Source organism: Paenibacillus sp. MAHUQ-45 (assembly GCF_058133325.1).
In genome coordinates this window covers 275,230-295,260 of the sequence record NZ_JBYUPV010000005.1, presented here as the reverse complement: position 1 = coordinate 295,260, position 20,031 = coordinate 275,230, and the positions used below count along the sequence as shown (strand labels likewise).

The following is a 20,031-nucleotide window of genomic DNA, read 5'->3' as shown; positions in this document are numbered from 1 at the left end:
TGCTGACCGCATGTTTACTACTGCGTGTCTAGGACTGCATATTTACAGCAGTATGTTCATGGCTGCATATTTACGGCAGTATGTTCATGACCGGCATGTTCATGACCGGCATGTTCATGACTGCATGTTCATGACCACATGTTCATGACTGGCATGTCCTCTGCTGAATGGCGGCATCCCGGCCTCCCGGGCCAGTTTGGACCCGCAACATCCATATGTGTCCGCCTACCAGCAAAAGCCTCAAATCCACATTCAAGTGGGATTTGAGGCTTTTTTTCTCACTTCTATACGGTTATCCCAGGCGCAGAAGTTTGCAGCATCAAGAAGTTAGGTGCGATTAGGAAATAGATGCAATTATGTACCTTAATTTAGATATCTGTCTGTCGACAGATTTCAACCACGAGAAGCGGTATAGTCCCCTCCACCAGTCATCTTAACAGTAAAAAAGAGGGCTCCCTCCCCAACTAACAGCATTTTTGCACCTTATTTTTCTTCAATATAGGTAAAAAAGGGAAATAAGCGCATTATTGTATCTTATTTTTCGAAAAAGCACACTGATCTGGATATTTTGGAATATTTAAGGTACAAAATTGCACTTAATTACCAAATTCATAGTTTCTGATGAAAATTAAGGTACCAAATTGCTCTTATTTCGAAGCCTCCCGCCCCCTTTCCCCCTCTTCACACCACTCATGCAGAAAGGCTGGCTCAGAGAGCCAGCCTTAAATTATGTTCTCACTAGCCTGAGACAGCCTTGTACTATCTTCTCACTAGTCTAAGACAGCCTTGTACTCTGCCTCACTAGCCTGAGCCAACCTTGTACTTTGTCCTCACTAGCCAGCCATCCTTGTACCATCTTCTCACTAGTCAGAGATAGTACTGTACTTTGTCCTCACTGGTCCAAGCAAGCCTTGTACCATCCCAACAATCCTGTACAGAGCGTATCTGACCGGCTTGTCTTGATTCCAATCAACTCTAGCCCAGAACCTGTAGTTTAAAGATTTAACCTTGTGGCATAGCAGACACCGCATGTGTCTCGCCTTCTGCGATCTCAACGGTAATGTAGCTGACTTGTTCTCCACCTACTGTAGTTTCCTGCTTCGCAGCTACAGACGCACCGTTATAGTAGAGCGTATCGACATGACCAGGGAACGCCGCCTTCCAGACAAAAGGCTTCCCGGATTGCAGCGTCACTGCACTCTCGGCGTTGCTATTATGTTTTACTGTAATAGTGCGGTCGAGAATCGGTACATCTCCCAGCTCCGCCCATTCTAGTGATTGCGCCAGTCTTGGCAGGGTGCTGATTACGGACGCTCCGTCGCCAGCGATTCCCATCAGTCCGGCCGCCACAGAACCAATCACACAATAGGACACTTCCGGGTAATCCCGGCGATCCAGAGCTGGGTCCACCAACTCCTTCAGTTCCGTGAAGGCTTCTTCGTTCTCGCCGTACCGGTAGAAAATATCCGGCAGGTAGGTTTTGCCCTCGACATTAGCTACACGATGGATTTTGACATCCTCCAGCGCCTTGTTCAGCTTCTCACGATTCCCGATGGAGCCATAATAGAGCGGGAGGAAATTGCCCTCGGCATGGTAGACTTTTACGAATGACCGATCTTGCAGCATCGCACCATAGAAACGGTCCTCCCCTTCGTTCCACCAGTCCTTCTCGTAACGCTGTTCCAGCTCGTCTGCCTTGTCAGTATACTGCTGAGCTACTTCAGCTTGACCTTTGAGACGGGCCAACTGAGCGAATGATCGATACCCGGCAACCTGTGAGCCGATCATGTCCCCGCCAAGTAGCGGGTGAAGTCCAGCTTCATTGAAGGTAGCCAGACCTCTACGACCGTATTCCGGGTAATATTCCAAAATTCCGTCGCCATCTTTGTCCCAAGTCTTAGTATATTCATGTAATGTTAGTTGAAAAAATTTCTGCAGCTGACTGTCATTCAAGTAGTAGTCATCGCCTGTCCACTCATACTGACGCCAGCTGGTATGGATAATATCGAAGTTTGCCGGAAGATTGTACCAGAAATCATCGTCATTCTCGTAATCAACGGGGGCTGGCACGTTATCCTTCGTAATTTCCCAGTACGTACACCAGTCCCGTGATTCCGCAATATTCTCGGCAAAACGCATGATCATATTTTTGGTATGATATCGAAGCCCCAGTACCGCAGCTCCAGTGCTATGATGCATCACATCACGAATACAGAATGCCTCTCGTTCAGGCAATGCAGCTTCGTACCACAGCCCAACGGCATCTTCACCGAAGTGAGCATATTCAAGTGCCTGGCGTTTGGCCCAGACAAAACCTTCATTCAGATCTTTATCGGAGGATTGAAAAGTTACAGCACCAGCTTTGGCTTTGATTTCTCTCTCATGCGTCATACTAAGGTCACTCCTGTCCTTTTTCTATATTAGCTTAGCTTTCCTTGGAACCCGAGAAGGTCAGACCTTCCATAAATGCTTTTTGTGCTGAGAAGAACAGTAGAATACATGGCAATGTAATGACGACAGCCGCAGCCATCAGCAAGTTGGTATCCGTAGCATAAGTACCCTGGAATCCGGCCAATCCCAGCGTAAGTGTCTTCCATTTATCACTGTTGATATAAATCAGCGGTCCCATAAAGTTGTTCCAGGAGCCCATGAAGACCATAACACCGACAGCCATCAAGGCTGGCTTGGACAGTGGCAGGAAGATCGTGCGCCAGATTTTAAAATAACCACAACCGTCGATAATCGCTGCTTCTTCGAGACCAACAGGCAATCGGGAGTAGAATTGGCGCATTAAGAAAATATAGAACGCCGAGCCGAAGAAGGAAGGAACGATCAGCGGGTACAGCGTATCCAGCATGCCCAGCTTTTTGAATAGAATAAATTGCGGGATCATTGTAACTTCACCAGGTAATAGCATGGTCGATAGAACCAGTACGAACAGGAACCCGCTTCCTTTCACCTTAAACCGGGCGAAAGCGTAGCCGACAAGCGAACAGGAAAGAACCGTACCGATAATCGGCAAGATGGTTGTAATCACAGTGTTAAGCAGATATTGCGGGAACGGAAAGGCCGTCAGTGCCTTGGCATAGTTGCCCCAGCGCCAGTGTTCCGGCCAGATGCTCATCCCGGAGCCAGCAAGCTCCTCCAGACTCCGCAGTGAGGCAGAGACCATCCAGATAAAGGGATATAGAAACACTACGCTCCCGATTAAAAGTAGGAGATAGGCCAGCCAATGCACCTTTTTCTTGGTAGAATTACGCTCTTTTTTGACGGACACGACGCTTCCTCCCTCCGTTTTGCTCTGTTTCGTAGTACACCCATAAAGCACTGCTGCGGAATACAATTGCGGTGAATATCAGAATAATCACGAAGAGTACCCAGGCCAGCGCTGATCCGTAGCCCATTTTGAACCACATAAAAGCATTTTGATACAGATAATAAGCATAGAACAGCAAGGAGTTATCCGGCCCCCCGTTGATCATGAAGCCTTGGGTAAAGGTCTGGAATGCCCCGATCATGCTTGTTACCGCATTGAAGAACAGGATCGGTGAAATCTGTGGCAGGGTCACATGCCATACTTTTCTCGCAGCAGTGGCACCGTCAATCTCGGCCGCTTCATACAAGCTTTGCGGAATATCCGACAATCCGGCCAGATAGATGATCATGTTACCGCCGACCGTCCAGAGGCTCATAATAATGACCGCAGGCATCGACCAGTCCGGACTGGAGAACCAGCCGGGTCCTTCAACACCTACCAAACGCAGCAGTGAATTGACAAGGCCGACATTGGGATTAAAGATCCAGATGAACAGCACCATTTGTGCAACACCCTGCACCAGGGTAGGAAGATAATAAATCGTACGGAAAATATAAATGCCACGCAGCTTCAGGTTCATTAGAATCGCTATCGCAAATGACAGAATGACCTGCAGCGGTACACTTACCAGCGTGTAATAGAACGTTACAGATAATGATTTATAGAACAATGTATCTTTGAACAGCATTTTGTAATTGCCCAGCCCTATCCACTGCGGATCGCTGACAACTTCCCATTTGGTGAAGCTGATATAGAAGGAGAAAATCATCGGACCTACCGTAAACAGCAGGAAGCCGATCACCCAGACCGAAACGAACATGTAGAAGCTCGCCGTTTTGGTATGCATGATTTTTTTCTTCACCAGCAGTCTTGTAACAGCAAAAATAATGGCAAACACAACCGCGATAAGAGTCAGAAAAGGGAGAAGCGGCAGCAATGCTGCCGGCATCCCGATTCCTTCATAGAAATTGTAGATCCCTTCTACTAATCCATTCATAAGTATGCTCCCGTTAGTTTTGTTGTAAAATATTGTTGATCTTCTCAGCTACCTGCGGGAATACTTCCTTAACATCCTTAGTGCCGATTCCGATCGGCGTAGTATCGTCGATGGCTTTCATCTCATTGTTGATCTCATTGGTACTCTTCTGAGCTTCTTGTGTATGCTGCTTCTCAGCGGCAAGCACGAAGGCTTGCAAGTTCTTGTTAGGAGCTACAGCTTCGAATGCACTTGTAGCACTAGCGATAACCGGCACTCCGTAAGCATTTTTGTTGCCTCCGATGATTTTTTGTGCCTCTTCGTTTTGAGTCATATGATCAATGAAAAGCTTGGCCGCTTCTGCGTTCTTGCTGTTCTTACTGATCGCCAATCCGTTAACTTCTTTGGAACCGCCGTTGCCAGGGAATGGCACGAGATCCCATTTAAAGTTCTGTACATCTGCCATCTGCGGCAGGTACCAAGGACCAAAGTCGGTAAACATGCCGATTCTGCCGCCCAGATACCAGTTCATCATGTTCTGACCTTGCTTCTCACTATCATTAGGTACGATGCCCTCTTGTTTGGTGGAGACAATATATTCGGCAGCTGCAATCGCTTCCGGTGAATCAAGTGCTGACTTACTCAGATCATCAGTGTAGAACTGGCCGCCGAACGAATAGATCCAGTTGCCGAGCCACAGCGGCTCCGAACCGAAAATTTTGCTCGCTCCCTCACCGGAAGTAAGCTTTTTGGAAATGTCCTTGAATTCCTCAGTAGTCATCGGCACGGTTTGACTTGGAAGCGGAATATTATTCTTCTCAAAAAGATCCACGTTAATGGCCATTACCTTTGGTTTGATAATGAAAGGCTCGGCATATACCTTACCATCCACGCTCATGGAATCCACAAAGGAAGGCGAGCTGAACAGCGATTTATCAATTTGCAGTTCCTGGAAAGCGTTCGCAAAACCCGGCAAATCCCCTCCGGAGATCAGCATGACATCGGGGGTAGTTCCTCCGGCAATCATCGTCTGCAACTTGGTCAGATAGTCCTTTTGAATCCATTGACTCTCTACCTTAATATCAGGATAAGTCTTCTGGAAGTTGTCAATGGCCTGCTTGATCGCATCAGCTTCGCTCTGAGCTCCCCAGAAAGCAAACGTGATCTTCCCTTTGGCAGCCCCGCTATTTCCCCCTGAATTCGAAGAGCTGCTATCGCTCCCCGCGTTGCCGGAACAGGCAGATAAGGCGATTACAACAAGTAGAGATAAAACAATCAAAGACCACTTTTTCATCATGTATTCCCCCTAAGTATGTTAACTAGTTGATGACCGAATTTCCGCACCGCAGCTGCTTCTGATCATCAGCTTGGACGGAAGCACAATCTTTAAGGGCACTTCTCTGCCCCCGATGCGTTCGAGCAGCATTTTCACTGCGCTCTGCCCCATTTGCTCGGTATAGATTTTCACCGTAGTCAATGGCGGGTTGGCATAAGAGGCCATTTCAATATCATCGATACCAACCAACGCGATATCTCTAGGCACCTTCAAACCAGCTTCCTTCAGCGCTCTTCCGGCGGCAATGGCCATTGGATCGGAACCAATCAGGAAAGCTTCCGGCAAATCCTGCTTCTCGATCACTGCCTGCATGAGTTGATATCCGGTAGACATGGAGAAATCATTGCCGATGTGGACATGCTCTGGCAGGTACAGTCCCTTCTGCTTCATATAAGCTTCAAAGCTGCTTTGCCGCTGGTCCACAGAATCCGTCCCGGAGTTAGAACCAAAACGGTTAATGAAATCACGAGAACTGATCAGACCGATCCTAGTATAGCCAAGTCCGGTAAGATGATCCAAAGCCGTTCGTGTAACCTTATCAAAATCTACCACAACGGAATCAAAACGATTCTCATCCGGAGAGTAATCGACAAAGACGACATTCTGAATCCGGCTAAAGAACAGATTATAAGGATCAAACTCAAACTTCCCGATTACGATGAGACCATCCAATCCGGAAAGGCTTTCATATGAGTCATGATTAACCCAGCGGATTGTCCGCGTAATATGCAGGCCTAACTGATTGAATTCCTTCTCGATCTGCAGCCTGATGGACAGGTAGTACGGGTCCTCCGATTCAAATTGTTCGGAACAGAAGGTCACGAGTCCGATTTTATAATCCTTCAACTGCGCCGCCTGACTGGTCTGACGCCGCTGACTTCCTTTATATTGCAGCTGCTCCGCAGCGGAAAGAATCTTTCTTCTTGTCTCTTCCAATACCGAAAGGGAACGATCTCCGTTCAGCACTCGGGAAACTGTGGATGGAGATACACCAGCCAGACTTGCGATATCACGAATAGTTGCCACGACTAATCACCTTTTCACTTCATATTTGGGAAACACCCCTTATGGTTATTTTATAATTCCGCCAAGCATTTGCCAATCAAAATGTATTATGTTTACTAAACATTAGTGAACTAATGCGTGAATACAATATATCAAAGTTCAAAACGTTTGACAATACCTATTTGTCATCGCTTTCACATAAGTATCTGACCTAATAATAAGATTACCCTGATTGAAAATAACCGTTTTAAAGTTTTTGTTTACTATATGTTTCGTAAACACTATACTCTAAACAGTGAATATTAGCCCATTATCTATTTTTGCATGCAGGAGGCATTATGAAAACTTTAATCAACAACACTTGTCCCACTGTCACTGTCGTCAGCGACAGTCCCTTGTTCGACAGCACAATTGAAATCGAGACTGTTACGGAAAATCTGTTCCTGGTTCATATTAAACTTAAGGCCGCACAGAAAGAATATCCGCCAGTGTGCTCTATTGAGTGGTCCATCCCTGCCGTAGACGTTCATTCCTTATGGCATCCAGGAACGGATCGCAATAAAGCGTTTCAGGTGGATTGGGGTGACGGTTTCCAATCAAAGAGCACTTCCCTGGCACCCGTGGCTTCCCTATACAATCTGGACGGACGGAACCGCATGACCTTCGCTTTTACCGATGCTTTGAACAATGTATCTATAAAAGCAGGTATCCATGAAGAAGATTCAACCTTCCTGTGTTCTGTTACCTTATTTGAAGAAGCCATGCCGAAGATCGATCATTATGAAGCCACTCTACGGATCGACCGCAGAGATATTGCTTACAATAAAGCGCTGGAGGAGGTAACTGCATGGTGGGAAACCCTTCCTGGTTATAAGCCAGCCGAAGTTCCTGATGTGGCGCTCCGCCCTATGTACTCCACCTGGTATTCGTATCACCAGGAGCTGACCGCAAGCGAATTGGAGGAGCAGTCCAAGCTGGCCAAGGAGCTCGGGTGTGACACCATCATTGTCGATGACGGCTGGCAGACGGATGATAACAATCGTGGTTATGCCTTTACGGGTGACTGGGAAGTGTATGGCGGCAAGATTCCAGATATGAAGATGCATGTCGATAACGTTCATAAGCTAGGGCTGAAATATATGCTTTGGTACTCCGTCCCGTTCGTGGGCAAGTCCAGCAAAGTATGGGGCCAGTTCGAGGACAAGCTCCTGCGGATTGACGAGAAGCTGAACGCGGGCGTGCTGGACCCACGATACCCGGATGTGCGGGAATACCTGATCAATACCTATGAACAAGCCGTTATCGGTTGGGACATTGACGGCCTCAAGCTGGATTTCGTGGATAGCTTCCGTTTGAGTCCAGATCAACAGGAGGGTACAGCAGAAGGCCGGGATCATGAGTCGGTACCTGAAGCTGTAGACCGTCTACTCTCCGATGTCATGGAACGTCTTAGAGCTATCAAACCGGATATTCTCATCGAATTCCGTCAGACCTATATCGGCCCGCTGATGCGAAAATACGGCAACATGTTCCGTGCCAACGACTGCCCTAACGACTCCATACAAAACCGGGTCCGTACACTGGACCTACGACTCTTGTCCGGAAATACAGCTGTGCATTCCGACATGATCATGTTCAACCACAATGAACCTGTGGAGAGCGCGGCGATGCAATTGGTCAATGTAATCTTCTCCGTACCGCAAATTTCTTTGCGTCTTAACGACATTGACCAGGAATATCTGTCCATGCTGCGTTTCTGGCTAGCATTCAGCAGAGAACACGGCGATGTGCTGCTGCGAGGCGAGCTGTCTCCGCAACAACCGGAGCTGTTGTACCCGCTCGTGACTGCACGTAAGGACGACACTCAGGTCATCGCCATCTATGCTGATGTTATTGTGCCTGTAGAGCAGGACTTTACTCAATTGTTTATCGTGAACGGCACCTACAGTGAACGGGTAGTAATTAGAAGCAGCCTCTCCCCTGCTCGCTATGAGCTGCAGGTCAAAGACTGCTGCGGACAAATTATCAGCTCTGAGATCGTGGAAATAGGTAGTGGCTTGCTTGAAGTAGCGGTTCCTAAAGCGGGGCTAGTTAGCTTTAAGCGAGTGGACGCGTAGTAATCGTCTGAGCAGGCCACCTTTCTGACTACTCAAAGGGACTCCCGCTCAAAGCGACCTAATATCATACGACCCAAAAACCGCTGGCTTCTTGTAATCCAGCGGTTTTATATATTGTCCTTCCCTAATCATTGAGCTGATGATGCCCCGATCGAATCGTTGCATTTCATCATCTACCATTTATGCAATTGCGCTTTTTCTGCGTAAAATGACAAAGCTGGCAGAGGAGATATCGGGGTACAACTGCGGGATGCGCTCTACAATTTGAAAATCGCCGAACTGCGCGAGCCTGCTCAGTAAGTCCCGGTCTTTGATCGTATAAATGATCTGCTCATCATCACCGGTATCGAGTTTGGAATAAATAACAACGATATCACGTGACGCATTAAGCACATGAGACAGTGTTGCCTGGAAGTGGTTTTCATCAATGATATGGTAAAGTACATCTAAACAGACAGTCATATCGGCTTGCAATCCTTGTTGACCTCCCGTCCAAGTCAGCGGATGGTACGTAGCAAAAGCTTTCGTCGGGTCATCGCCGTATTTTTCCTGGCATATCCGTACGGATTCCGATGAAATATCAAGTCCAATGTACCGCGGATAGTTGATTAATCCCAGCTGATGCCCGTCCCCGCAGCCAAATTCAATCACTTCGTTAACGTTATAGCGCTCAATGCAGGCGTTGACAACCGCAGCTTTGAACTCTGCCAGCACACCGTAAGATCCAGATCCCGAGTTTCCGCCTGTCTTATATGTTTGTTCCCAGTAGTTAATGTAATCAAAGGTCATTTGCATCCTCCGTTTCTATAATAGGAGTTCCTAAAAGCATATGCGGGGATTGATGCAATATGACATTAAGCTCGCCTGAAAGCTTTCCAGTAGGAAAGCCAGCATCAAAATATAGACTATCGACAGATTTCAACCACTATGAGGTTTGACCACCGCCTTGGGCTAAGCACCATGTTCCGGGAGACGTACGCGGGGTGGAAGAAGTGGCCTATTCCCCTTCACCAGTCGTCTTAACAGTGAAACAGAGGGGATACCTCCCCAACTAACAGCATTTTTGCACCTTATTTTTCTTCAAAATAGGAAAAAGAGGGGAATAAGGGTATTTCTGTATCTTATTTTTCGAAAAATCCCGCTGAACGGGGTATCCTTGAAGAATTAAGGTACAATATTGCACCTAATCCTCTCAAACCCTTAGCTGAAGAGGATTTAAGGTACAAAAATGCCGTTAATTGCACTTCGATGCTTCTTATGTAAGCTCTCTTAAATGAAACAAGCTCCCTGGCAAAAAGCCAGGAAGCTTGGGAGCTTGTTATGTCATTCCATTAGAATGTTGCAGCTACTTTAGCTACTTGTTCCAATCCCTCAGCAATAATATCTGCCGAACGATCTTGGTTTTGGTTATGACCTTCAATAATAATCTCTTCAGCTTGAATTCCGAACATACCCAGTGCAGTCTTCACTGGCTTCACAGCGGATTCCAAAGCAGACATCGGCTCACTGGAGTATACTCCGCCGCGGGCATTCAGCAATACAACTTTCTTGTCTCCTGCCAGTCCAACCGGACCTTCGGAAGTATATTTGAATGTCTTCCCTACTTGTGCAAGATAGGAAATATAAGTGATGAGCGGTGCAGGTGCCATGAAATTCCACAGTGGGAACGCAATAACAACTTTATCAGCAGCAAGGAATTGGTCCAAATAACCGTTCACTGTTGCAGTCAAGGATGCTTCTTCCGGTGTCAGCTCCCAGCCTTGGCTAATTTTATATAGTCCAGTAATGGCGGTGTTGCCATAGTAAGGAAGGTTTGCTTCGTATAGATCCAGTTCTGTCACGGCATCCTGTGGATGTGACTCTTTGTACGCTCCCAGGAATGCTTCATACATTTTCACACTTACCGCTTGTTCTGCCGGACGATCATTTACCTTCACGAATAATACATTTGCCATTTTAATTTCTCTCCCTTTGTCTATTATATTTATAAAGTGCAGCTTCTAAAAAGCTTTTTCCTGATAACCTGTGCCGCCTGCGCTCCTTGCAGGTAATGGATCACCTCCTTATCCGAATGTCCCTCAGGACTTTAATTTGCTTTCAGCCTGTAAGCCCAGCTTCTTTAACAATTCCGTCAGTTGATGCTTATCCTCATCCGTCAATACAGAGAACATATCAGCTATAGTCTGCGTATGTTTGGGGAAAATATCATCAAAAAGGGCTTGTCCGTCATCTGTCAGCTTGATTATCACCAATCTTCGGTCCTCTGCGCTTACTTCCCGTTGAATAACCCCCTTCTTCTCCAGCTTATCCACTACATAGGTCACACTTCCGCTTGGGATAGAGAATTTTTCGCCGATCTTTTGAATAGCATGGGGACCTTTATTATATAGAAACTCTAGAATATGAAAGGCCCCGATATCCACTCCATACCTGCTGATATCCTTCTTCATGAGGTCGCCTACAGATTGCGCGGATTTCATATATACCCTGAGCAATCGCAGGTCGAGCTCGTTTTGTTCATTATCCAAATTCATTTCAATTACCACCTTTGTTGACAACTAAAGGGGGATTTATGAACGTTTTTAGCCGACTAACGCCCCCCAATTTATAAATAATACCACAAGCCCGAGAATCAATAATACCAAAGGCATTCCCAGCTTGGAGGCAGGATCCTTCACGCGAACATGTGTAGCAACAGCCCCGATCATAGTCACCACAACGACTATTCCACCGATAGCCGCAAATTGCTCTTTCCAGATCCCGATGGCCATGAATACTCCCCCCGCCAATTCAACCAGACCTGTAAAAATACGGAACGCTGCGGGAAGTCCGTAACGCTTGAATTCTTCCACCATCTGCTTCGAACCAAACTTCGTGAAACCGAACATAAGGAAGCCCAACGCCAAGATGGACTGCAATACAATCGATAAAATACTCATAAAATAATATCCCCCATCACTTTTAATAAAATTATTTATCTTAATGATATTTATAATAATATTAGGATAATTATCGTAAGTCAATTACTTTTTTTCACTACCAAAAAAAGAAACCCGAGATCATCAAAATGATCGGGTTTCTCGATACACTACAAGCTGTGAAGCATCAACTTAACATTAATCCATCGTGCCCACTGCTTTTAAGTTGAATGAACCGCTAGTACTTATACCAGCTTCATCACGCAGGGTAGTGAGCGCCGCTTGTAAATCCTCTTTTTTCACGTAAACATAAGGGCTTTTCCAAACAGTATCCATATGTAATGAACGAATATGCTCCGGTTTAATCTTCGGGAAATTGAACACCCATTGCTGGAGCTCCTCTCCCGGTATATCTGACTTTACGTTATTGCCGATAATGTCGAGCACTCTTCCCCATTGGGAAATCCCTTGAAAAGCACCCAGCTTGTCAATAATTTGCTTGATGACTTGCTGCTGCCGATCATTACGTGCAAAGTCGGAGGATTCTCCGGTGCCTTGATTCGATTTGCGATACCGCACAAAGTCCAGCACCTGCTTACCATTCAGCTTCTGCAAACCTTTGTTTAAATCGATATTCGTCCCATCTGCAGTATCGATATACTTCATGTCCATGTCGACATCAATGTCCAATCCACCCAGCAAGTCTACCGTCTGCTTTAACACATCAAAATTCACCACGACCATATGATCAATGGGAATACTTAATAGATCGCTAAAAAATTGCTTTGTATTAGGGATAGCCTGCGACTTATCTTTAATATAGTGGTAGGCATAATAGTAATTGGCTTTGCGGGAAGGCAAAGATTTGGGCTTAAGCAGCAAGTCACGCGGTAGTGATAGCAGACTGGTGGACCTGGTCTCCGGATTATAGCTGACGAGCATCAGCACATCCGTATTCATCACCCCGCCACCCCCATCCCGGCTATCTACACCGGCGAGCAGAAAGATCATCGGCTCAATGTTTTCCTTTTTATTATTATCGCTCTCCATTGGAAGAGCCAAAGGCTGAACGACTGCTGCCGGTGCCGACATGCGCTGAATGGCCGTATCCGTCTTTTGATATAGGTATCCCACATACGCCCCAGCTCCAAGGAGAAGAGCGCCGATAACAAGACTTATACTCGTCACAACTTTACGGGTCGTGCTCCACTTGCCTTTACTCTTGCTTTTGCTCTTTCTAGACATAATTCCCTCCACTCCACTTCATTAGCGTCTGTATACACCCGATGTTCAAACCTGTCTTCTAATTCTCAGATGGTTCAATGGAGACTTCATCCTTATGAACTTTAACACTTAGTACTAAACCAATCGCAAGGATATTACTGAGCAGTGAACTGCCTCCATAGCTGATAAATGGTAATGAAATACCCGTCAGGGGCAGCAAACCAATATGCATACCGATATTAACGGAAACCTGAAAGATTAACATGGCGATAAAGCCGGTAACCAAATAGGACCCTGCACGATCTCTACTGTCCATAGCGATAAAGATCATCCGATATACGAGCAATAAATACAGAAGCAGCAGCACTGCCGAACCTATAAAGCCATAATTCTCCCCGATGACTACATAGATAGAATCTGAATAAGCATAAGGAATGAAGCCTCTGCTTACATAAACTCCATCACCTCCAGACAACCCTCCTGATCCGATCGCTGTCATCGCATTTTTAACATGCCATGATTTATCAGGATCACTGGTTGGATCCAGGAAGACTTGAATCCTGGACATTTGATGAGGCTTGACAAACTTGGATAGCAATTCAAAGTTAGCATTGTATAGCCATAATACTGTCCCGACCGAAATGATTATCGTACCGAGGATCAGAATCATATATATCGCACGGATATTGCCAACCCAAAGCATGCTAAGTAATATCCCGACAAAAACCAGCGCCGTACCTAAATCTGGTTGTTGCAAGATTAAGACGAACGGGAGCACAAAAATTCCACAGACTGGTAATAAATCTTGAATGAAACGGAGCTGCTTCCCCTCTCGTTTTCCGAGCACATGAGCAATCAGCAGCACCGTGGAGATTTTCGCCAACTCCGACGGCTGAAGCTGAAAGCTCCCAATACTAAGCCACCGGGAAGCGCCGTTAATGTGTTCTCCAACAAACTTGACCAACACAAGCATCCCTATACTCATTCCATAGAGAAGGTAGGCCAGCTTGCCCATTAGAATTTTATAATCAATCAATGCGATCATTAACATCGGAATGCAAAATGCACCAAATAAATATAGATAGTTAATTTGAAGTCCCGCTAGATGTGTATCCGCTGTTGCTCCATAAATAGCAATGCTCCCAATGGAAACGAGACATGTTACAAGAATAAGTGTGGATAGATCCAGTTTTGCAAATTTGCTGGTGATAAACATATGGCAACCTCTATTTTGTTGAATTTCTAGAGCTTTCTTGACGTCTTCTATGGTTATCTCTTGAAATGCTAAGGAGAATACCTGTACAGGCCAAACACAACATGAGCGATGATCCCCCATAGCTAATAAAAGGGAGCGGCACACCCGTAATCGGCAGACTGCCAATTACAGATCCAACATTCAGGAGGAATTGAATAAATATCATCATCACAATGCCCATTCCCAGCATGAGACCGAATGGATCGCTACTCCTTATTGCAGTAATAAACCCTCGCCAAATAAACAGAAAAAATACGACGAAGAGCAGAAATGTGCCGACAAACCCCAACTCTTCGCCAATCACGGCAAAGATAAAATCGGTATGAGCCTCCGGTAAATAAGACAGCTTCTGCACACCTTGACCGATCCCTGTACCAGTAAGGCCTCCATTACCCAAAGCATAGAATGACTGTGTAAGCTGATAGCCCGAGCCTTGCAGATCATCTAGCGGATTCAGAAAAGCGCTGACGCGCTCAAGACGATAACTTTTACTAACCGCAAGATAAATAAACATAGGAACGAGAGCCAGGCTTAGCAAGAACATATGACGGAGGTCAACATCACCGACCCACAGGATCGTTACTGCAATAAAGAACAGGATCAACACAGTTCCAAAGTCCGGTTGTCTCATGATAAGCAGCAGAATCGTGCCGATGACCATGATAATGGGAAGCAAGCCATTGCGGAAATTGCGGATTCGCTCCCCTTTTCTGCTAATGATGGCCGACAAATATACGATAACCGTTAACTTGGTGAACTCCGACGGCTGCAAATTAAAACCGCCCAGCACAAACCATCGTCTTGCACCATTAATGTTCGCCCCTCCGATTAGGACGAGAGCAAGTGTCAGTAAGGAGAACGCGAGCAGGATCGGTGAAGCCTTCTTCCACACTGAAAAAGGAATAGACATAAAAATGAGCATCACAAATAATCCGGTAAGCGCAAATACGCCTTGTTTCATGACGTAGTGCCACGGACTAGCATGTTTTATGAAAGCAGCAGGATAGCTGGCGCTAAAGATCATAATCAGACCAAAGCCAACCAGCAGCAGAGTTAAGAAAAAAAGAGTGAAATCCGGGCGACCTCTTATTTTAAGTTTCAAATCATAGATGACCTCCACCACGCCAGCCACTATTCACCAATAAATTACTTCAGATTGAGTTCCCCGTGATAGGCCTTTTTGGAGAACAGCTTTAACTTGTCTTCACTTAACTTATACACATCCAGGCCGTTTCCAGCCTCACCCAATGACCAGCCCAGGGCAAGCTCGTTAAAGCCATCATGATCTAAATCCAAGAATCCGGCATACTCCAGACCATAACCAAAACCCTGGATCTCTGAGACCACCTTCCACCCCTCGTTATGCTGCTTGAACAGTGCGGCTTTTAACGGCTTACCCGCCTCTTTATTGTCTTCATAGACAACCACAGCTTCATCAATTCCGTCTCCATCCATATCTCCAAAAGAAACATCATGACCCTCTTGGCCCTGTAAAGGGGTGACCAGTTGCGCCTTATCCGGCAGCAGTTTGATCAGCTCCTGACTGGTATCATAACGCTGCTTGCTCGCTTCGGATAAAGGAGGCTTAATCATATCTATAGGTGTTGCTGGAACCCGGCATCCGCCAAGCAACCATAATGTTGTCAGCATGACACCTGCTTTAATGAATTTGCTGGACACTAGGATCATCGACTCCTCGCTTATCCGCTCTTTACATATTTTATCTGCGGACGGGATTAAAGTGGTTATGAAATAGTTAAACTTTGCGTTCATTTATACTGGAAGTTCTATTTGTACCCGGGTTCCCGCTCCTGCCACACTGCTAATTCTCAATCCACCATGATGCAGCTTAATGATTTGATCCGATATGGACAGACCGAGTCCGCTGCCTGCAGCATGTGGATCGCCTTTATAGAATTTGTGCAGTACATTCTCTAGATCGGCCTCCGCGATCCCTGAACCAGTATCCTCTACGGTAATCACTACTTTTCCCGGAGCACTATGGGCTTCAATCAGGATTTCACCTGAGGGGGGAGTGAATTTGAGTGAATTATCAATGAGATTAATCATGACCTGCTTGAGACGATTCTCATCTGCTTGAATGACAGGCAGTGACTCCTGAACGTTTACTTCGAGTGAGATACCTTGCCGGGCTGCTCTTGGGGCCAATTGCCTCCCGATATGCTGCAGCAATTCTGTCAGCTCTACTGATGCGAGGTGTATGACTATTCTACCGCTATCCAGCTTGGAGAAATCAAGCAGCTCGTCAACCATATGCGTTAACCTGTCACTTTCTGACTCAATAATATCAAGCCCATCCTGCAATAGAGGCTGACTCTCGCCCCCATTCGCCTTCAATGTGATGGCCCAGCCTTTGATCGAGGTTAACGGGGTGCGCAACTCATGAGATACGGACGAAATAAAATCATTCTTAAGCTGTTCGCTCTGCGAAATACGACTCGCCATCATATTGAGCGTATCCGCCAAGGAACCCAGCTCATCCTGGTAACGCTTCTGCACTCTTATGCTGAAATCTCCTTCGGTCATTTTATCTGCGGCATGTTTAAGATCTTTGATGGATCTCGTAATGGTCCAGGACAGCAACAACCCGAGAATCGTCACAATCACAATCACCAACATGCCGACACCGATTAGTAAAAATGCAATTTGCTCCACTGTATGTATGGTTTCTGTTAAGGACGTAATAAACCTGACTTCCCCGACGATGATTTCATTGGCCTGTAAAGGATAGGCGACCGCTAAAATAGCCTCCCCGGTCACAGGGTCCTTCCCTCTCCAAGTACCAGGCTGACCCTGAATCGCTGACTGCACATCCCCAGTCATAACCTTATCGCCTTGAAGTCCGTTCGAATCCTGCAAAAGCCGACCCGATGAATCAATAATCTGCACCTGCGCCTCGGAATTATTGGAAAATCCCTTCAATAAACGTTCCGATTGCTTCTCCAGATCCTCCTCGGCAAAATACTGTTGAAAAAAAGAAGCGGATAGCTCCGCTTGATTCATCAGGATTCGCTCTATATTGTGAAAATAGTAGTATCTTACGGATACATTAAGAAAAATCTCCAGAATGAGCACCGTCAGGCAAATGACTACCAGATAACTGCCTACTAATCTTTTCTGAATCCCCATCCCTTCAGCCGTCCTTCCTAAAGCGATAGCCTAGTCCCCATACCGTTTCAATCCAATACGGATTGGAGTCGTCATCTTCGATCTTCTCGCGCAATTTGCGTACATGAACATCTACTGTTTTAGGATCGCCAATATAGTCCTCACCCCATACGAGATTCATTAATTCATTTCGGGAGAGTGCGGTATCGGGATGTTCCAGAAAGGTTCTGATCATTTGGAATTCCTTCGGCGTTAATTCAATTGGAACATCATGCTTGAACACCTTATTGGCATTAAGGTCCATCCGAAGCGGTCCGGCTTGAAGAACAAGCCTCTGCGGTTTTGCAACGGCTTCTGTCCGGCGCAAGATGGCCTTGATTCGTGCCACCAGCTCTAACGGATTAAACGGCTTGACAATATAATCATCAGCGCCGATTTCAAGTCCTTTGATTTTGTCCAGATCTTGTCCACGTGCGGTTAAAAAAACAATAATAACCCCAGGGTCCTGCTCTCTTAGCTCCCGACAGATTTCAAAGCCGTTACCATCCGGCAGCATAATATCCAGAACAATAACATCGGGATGATTGCTTGTGAAGCTCTCCAAGGCTTCTCCTACGCATGCCGCCTCACTTACCACAAAGCCGTTATTGATTAAATTAATCGAAATAAAACGTCTAATATTATCGTCATCTTCAACAATCAATACATGATTACGAACAGCAGTATTCACGCTTTCCACCCCTATTAACCTGTTTCCTGATAAGTAAAATACAAAAAAAGCTCTCCCTATAAAGAGAGAGTCTTGGGTGCAGGTTCATATTCAATCACATGTGGATATTACTCTATATTGAGGGGCTTGTCAAAAAAAGAGAGGGCTGCCCCCCCTCTGTCATTCTTATCTCTGAAGTTCTTTCTCCGTGTAAACAATCGGAATATTGGACTTGATTTCTATTTCAGGCTTGGCTATATAACCTAAGCTCTCATAGAATCCTACCGCTTGTTGTTGGCTCGTAATTACAATTCGTTGAAACTCCAATTCTCTGATCCAGCTCTCTGCGGCTTCAATGAGAAGCCGACCATAGCCTTTACCCTGAGACTCCGGAATCACAGCGACTCTTTCGATCTTCGCATACCCTGCGTTTTCCAGGTTAATGCGTGCAGTAGCGATGGGCTCATCATCCTCTTCTAGCAATATGTAATGATATGGTTTACCATAAACCTCATCGAATTCTCCTTCCTTTGAGAATCCTTGCCCTTTAACCGAGGTTTTGATTCTTACTTCATAGACGCCGGACAATTGCCAAACCTGATCAACCCTATAAATAACCGCCATGTACAGCTCCTTTGCTTGAATGGAATATCTTTATTCTTTAATTTACTTCACTGCCTCCAGTGTATAGCGGTTGGCCGGAACCTTAAGCCCCAGGTTGCCACGAAGGGTATCCGAATCGTATTCAGTACGGAAAATCCCCCGCTGTTGCAAGACCGGAACGACCAGATCCACGAAGTCCGCCAGCCCACCCGGCACAACGGTACGAATGTTGAAGCCATCCGCAGCCCCACCTTCAAACCATTCCTGGATCAGATCAGCGATCTGATCCGGTGTACCGATGAACGATGTTCTTGGTGTAGCGGCCTGCAGTGCCACCTGGCGCAAGGTTAATCCTTGCTCTTTGGCCTGCTGTTTAATCTTGTCCGTTGTGCTACGGAAGCTGTTACTGCCGAGCTCACCGATTTCAGGGAAGGGCTCATCCAGTGGGAACGCTGAAAAATCGAAGTGTTCAAAATAACGTCCTAGATAGTTCAGCGCCTGATCTATACTGACCAGCCCCGCGATTTCCTGATACTTTTGCTCGGCTTCTTCTGCTGTTCTGCCAACGATCGGACCAATGCCGGGGAAAATCAGGATATCCTCTGCCTTGCGTCCATACGCCGCCGCTCTTGTCTTGACGTCGCTATAAAACTCCCTTGCCTCTTCCAGCGTCTCATGCCCTGTATATACGGCCTCGGCTGATCTGGCAGCCAAATCCTTACCGGATTCGGAAGAGCCTGCCTGAAATATGACCGGGTACCCCTGCTTGGAACGTGCTACATTAAGCGGCCCCTGCACTGAAAAGTGTGTTCCTTTATGATTCAGTGTGTGCAGCTTGGTTCGATCAAAGAAAACATCATTGTCCTTATCCCCGGGAAAGGCATCATCCTCCCATGAATCCCACAAGCCTTTGACTACCGCCAAGTGCTCCTCCGCAATTTCGTAGCGTAAAGCATGGTTCGGATGCTCACCTTTGCCAAAATTCAGCGCCGATCCTTCCAGTGGTGAGGTCACCACATTCCAACCGCTTCTTCCTCCGCTTATTTGGTCCAGAGAAGCGAATTGTCTCGCAACCGTAAACGGTTCACTGTATGAAGTAGATAGTGTAGCGACCAGTCCAATATTCGAAGTGAAGCCCGCCAACGCAGATAGTATAGTCAATGGCTCAAAACGATTCAGAAAATGCGGATTAGATTTCTCATTGATATAGAGACCATCCGCAACGAAAAGCAGATCGAACTTCCCTTCCTCTGCCTTCTGCGCCTGCTTCTTGTAGAAATCCAGACTTACACTGGCGTTAATCGGAATGTCTGGATGCCGCCAAAAGGAGACACTGTTCCCAACCCCCTGCAAGACTGCCCCCAATTTCAATTGTCTTTTCTGCATGTTTAACTCCTCCTCGTATAGTGGTTTATATTGATCATTCTTGATAACGGATAAAGT

The 20,031-nt window shown here is 46.2% G+C and carries 18 protein-coding genes; 1 reads left to right on the top strand and 17 read right to left on the bottom strand.

Going from position 1 to position 20,031, the window contains the following annotated elements:
• Window positions 1-1,002 precede the first annotated feature (1,002 nt).
• From AC3Y23_RS13970 to AC3Y23_RS13950, 5 genes are read right to left on the bottom strand one after another with little or no spacing between them, the layout of a single operon-like run.
• On the bottom strand, window positions 1,003-2,391 hold the full coding sequence (locus tag AC3Y23_RS13970) for an MGH1-like glycoside hydrolase domain-containing protein (RefSeq protein WP_379199833.1): 1,389 nt from the start codon (window positions 2,389-2,391) through the stop codon (window positions 1,003-1,005).
• A gap of 34 nt (window positions 2,392-2,425) precedes the next feature.
• On the bottom strand, window positions 2,426-3,277 hold the full coding sequence (locus AC3Y23_RS13965) for a carbohydrate ABC transporter permease (protein WP_379199831.1): 852 nt from the start codon (window positions 3,275-3,277) through the stop codon (window positions 2,426-2,428).
• Window positions 3,255-4,313 carry a carbohydrate ABC transporter permease gene (locus tag AC3Y23_RS13960; RefSeq protein WP_379199829.1) on the bottom strand — a complete coding sequence of 353 codons (1,059 nt, stop codon included), beginning with the start codon at window positions 4,311-4,313 and terminating at the stop codon, window positions 3,255-3,257. The genes AC3Y23_RS13965 and AC3Y23_RS13960 overlap by 23 nt, the downstream gene beginning before the upstream one ends.
• Before the next feature lie 13 nt (window positions 4,314-4,326).
• Window positions 4,327-5,586 (bottom strand): ABC transporter substrate-binding protein, encoded by a 1,260-nt coding sequence (locus AC3Y23_RS13955; RefSeq protein WP_379199826.1) that lies wholly within the window; start codon window positions 5,584-5,586, stop codon window positions 4,327-4,329.
• 21 nt (window positions 5,587-5,607) lie between these two features.
• Window positions 5,608-6,654, bottom strand: a complete 1,047-nt coding sequence (locus AC3Y23_RS13950) for a LacI family DNA-binding transcriptional regulator (protein WP_379199824.1) — start codon at window positions 6,652-6,654, stop codon at window positions 5,608-5,610.
• Window positions 6,655-6,971: 317 nt separating this feature from the next.
• Between AC3Y23_RS13950 and AC3Y23_RS13945 the strand changes: the two genes are divergently transcribed.
• A complete protein-coding gene (locus tag AC3Y23_RS13945) occupies window positions 6,972-8,750 on the top strand; it encodes a glycoside hydrolase family 36 protein (protein WP_379199822.1) in 1,779 nt (592 codons plus the stop codon).
• A gap of 180 nt (window positions 8,751-8,930) precedes the next feature.
• Here AC3Y23_RS13945 and AC3Y23_RS13940 read toward each other — a convergent pair whose 3' ends face one another.
• From AC3Y23_RS13940 to AC3Y23_RS13885, 12 genes are all read right to left on the bottom strand, one after another.
• Window positions 8,931-9,539: a methyltransferase gene (locus AC3Y23_RS13940; RefSeq protein ID WP_379199820.1), complete on the bottom strand. Its 609-nt coding sequence runs from the start codon at window positions 9,537-9,539 to the stop codon at window positions 8,931-8,933.
• Window positions 9,540-10,081: 542 nt separating this feature from the next.
• Entirely contained in the window at window positions 10,082-10,705 is a 624-nt protein-coding gene (locus tag AC3Y23_RS13935; RefSeq protein ID WP_379199818.1) for an FMN-dependent NADH-azoreductase, read from the bottom strand.
• A gap of 123 nt (window positions 10,706-10,828) precedes the next feature.
• The gene (locus AC3Y23_RS13930; RefSeq protein WP_379199816.1) at window positions 10,829-11,284 is read right to left on the bottom strand and encodes a MarR family winged helix-turn-helix transcriptional regulator; all 456 of its coding nucleotides are present in this window, start codon (window positions 11,282-11,284) and stop codon (window positions 10,829-10,831) included.
• A 48-nt stretch (window positions 11,285-11,332) separates the two neighbouring features.
• Window positions 11,333-11,689, bottom strand: a complete 357-nt coding sequence (locus AC3Y23_RS13925) for a DoxX family protein (RefSeq protein ID WP_066372027.1) — start codon at window positions 11,687-11,689, stop codon at window positions 11,333-11,335.
• 177 nt (window positions 11,690-11,866) lie between these two features.
• Window positions 11,867-12,913: an LCP family protein gene (locus tag AC3Y23_RS13920; RefSeq protein ID WP_379199813.1), complete on the bottom strand. Its 1,047-nt coding sequence runs from the start codon at window positions 12,911-12,913 to the stop codon at window positions 11,867-11,869.
• Between the two features lie 58 nt (window positions 12,914-12,971).
• Window positions 12,972-14,108 (bottom strand): FtsW/RodA/SpoVE family cell cycle protein, encoded by a 1,137-nt coding sequence (locus tag AC3Y23_RS13915; RefSeq protein ID WP_379199811.1) that lies wholly within the window; start codon window positions 14,106-14,108, stop codon window positions 12,972-12,974.
• A gap of 10 nt (window positions 14,109-14,118) precedes the next feature.
• Window positions 14,119-15,249 (bottom strand): putative lipid II flippase FtsW, encoded by a 1,131-nt coding sequence (gene ftsW, locus AC3Y23_RS13910; RefSeq protein WP_379199809.1) that lies wholly within the window; start codon window positions 15,247-15,249, stop codon window positions 14,119-14,121.
• Window positions 15,250-15,293: 44 nt separating this feature from the next.
• Window positions 15,294-15,827: a hypothetical protein gene (locus tag AC3Y23_RS13905; protein ID WP_379199807.1), complete on the bottom strand. Its 534-nt coding sequence runs from the start codon at window positions 15,825-15,827 to the stop codon at window positions 15,294-15,296.
• 93 nt (window positions 15,828-15,920) lie between these two features.
• Complete coding sequence (locus AC3Y23_RS13900; RefSeq protein ID WP_379199805.1) at window positions 15,921-17,297, bottom strand: sensor histidine kinase; 1,377 nt, start codon at window positions 17,295-17,297, stop codon at window positions 15,921-15,923.
• Window positions 17,298-17,301: 4 nt separating this feature from the next.
• On the bottom strand, window positions 17,302-18,006 hold the full coding sequence (locus tag AC3Y23_RS13895; protein WP_379199803.1) for a response regulator transcription factor: 705 nt from the start codon (window positions 18,004-18,006) through the stop codon (window positions 17,302-17,304).
• 165 nt (window positions 18,007-18,171) lie between these two features.
• On the bottom strand, window positions 18,172-18,609 hold the full coding sequence (locus tag AC3Y23_RS13890; RefSeq protein ID WP_379199801.1) for a GNAT family N-acetyltransferase: 438 nt from the start codon (window positions 18,607-18,609) through the stop codon (window positions 18,172-18,174).
• 42 nt (window positions 18,610-18,651) lie between these two features.
• Window positions 18,652-19,974 (bottom strand): LLM class flavin-dependent oxidoreductase, encoded by a 1,323-nt coding sequence (locus AC3Y23_RS13885; RefSeq protein WP_379199799.1) that lies wholly within the window; start codon window positions 19,972-19,974, stop codon window positions 18,652-18,654.
• Between the last annotated feature and the right edge of the window lie 57 nt (window positions 19,975-20,031).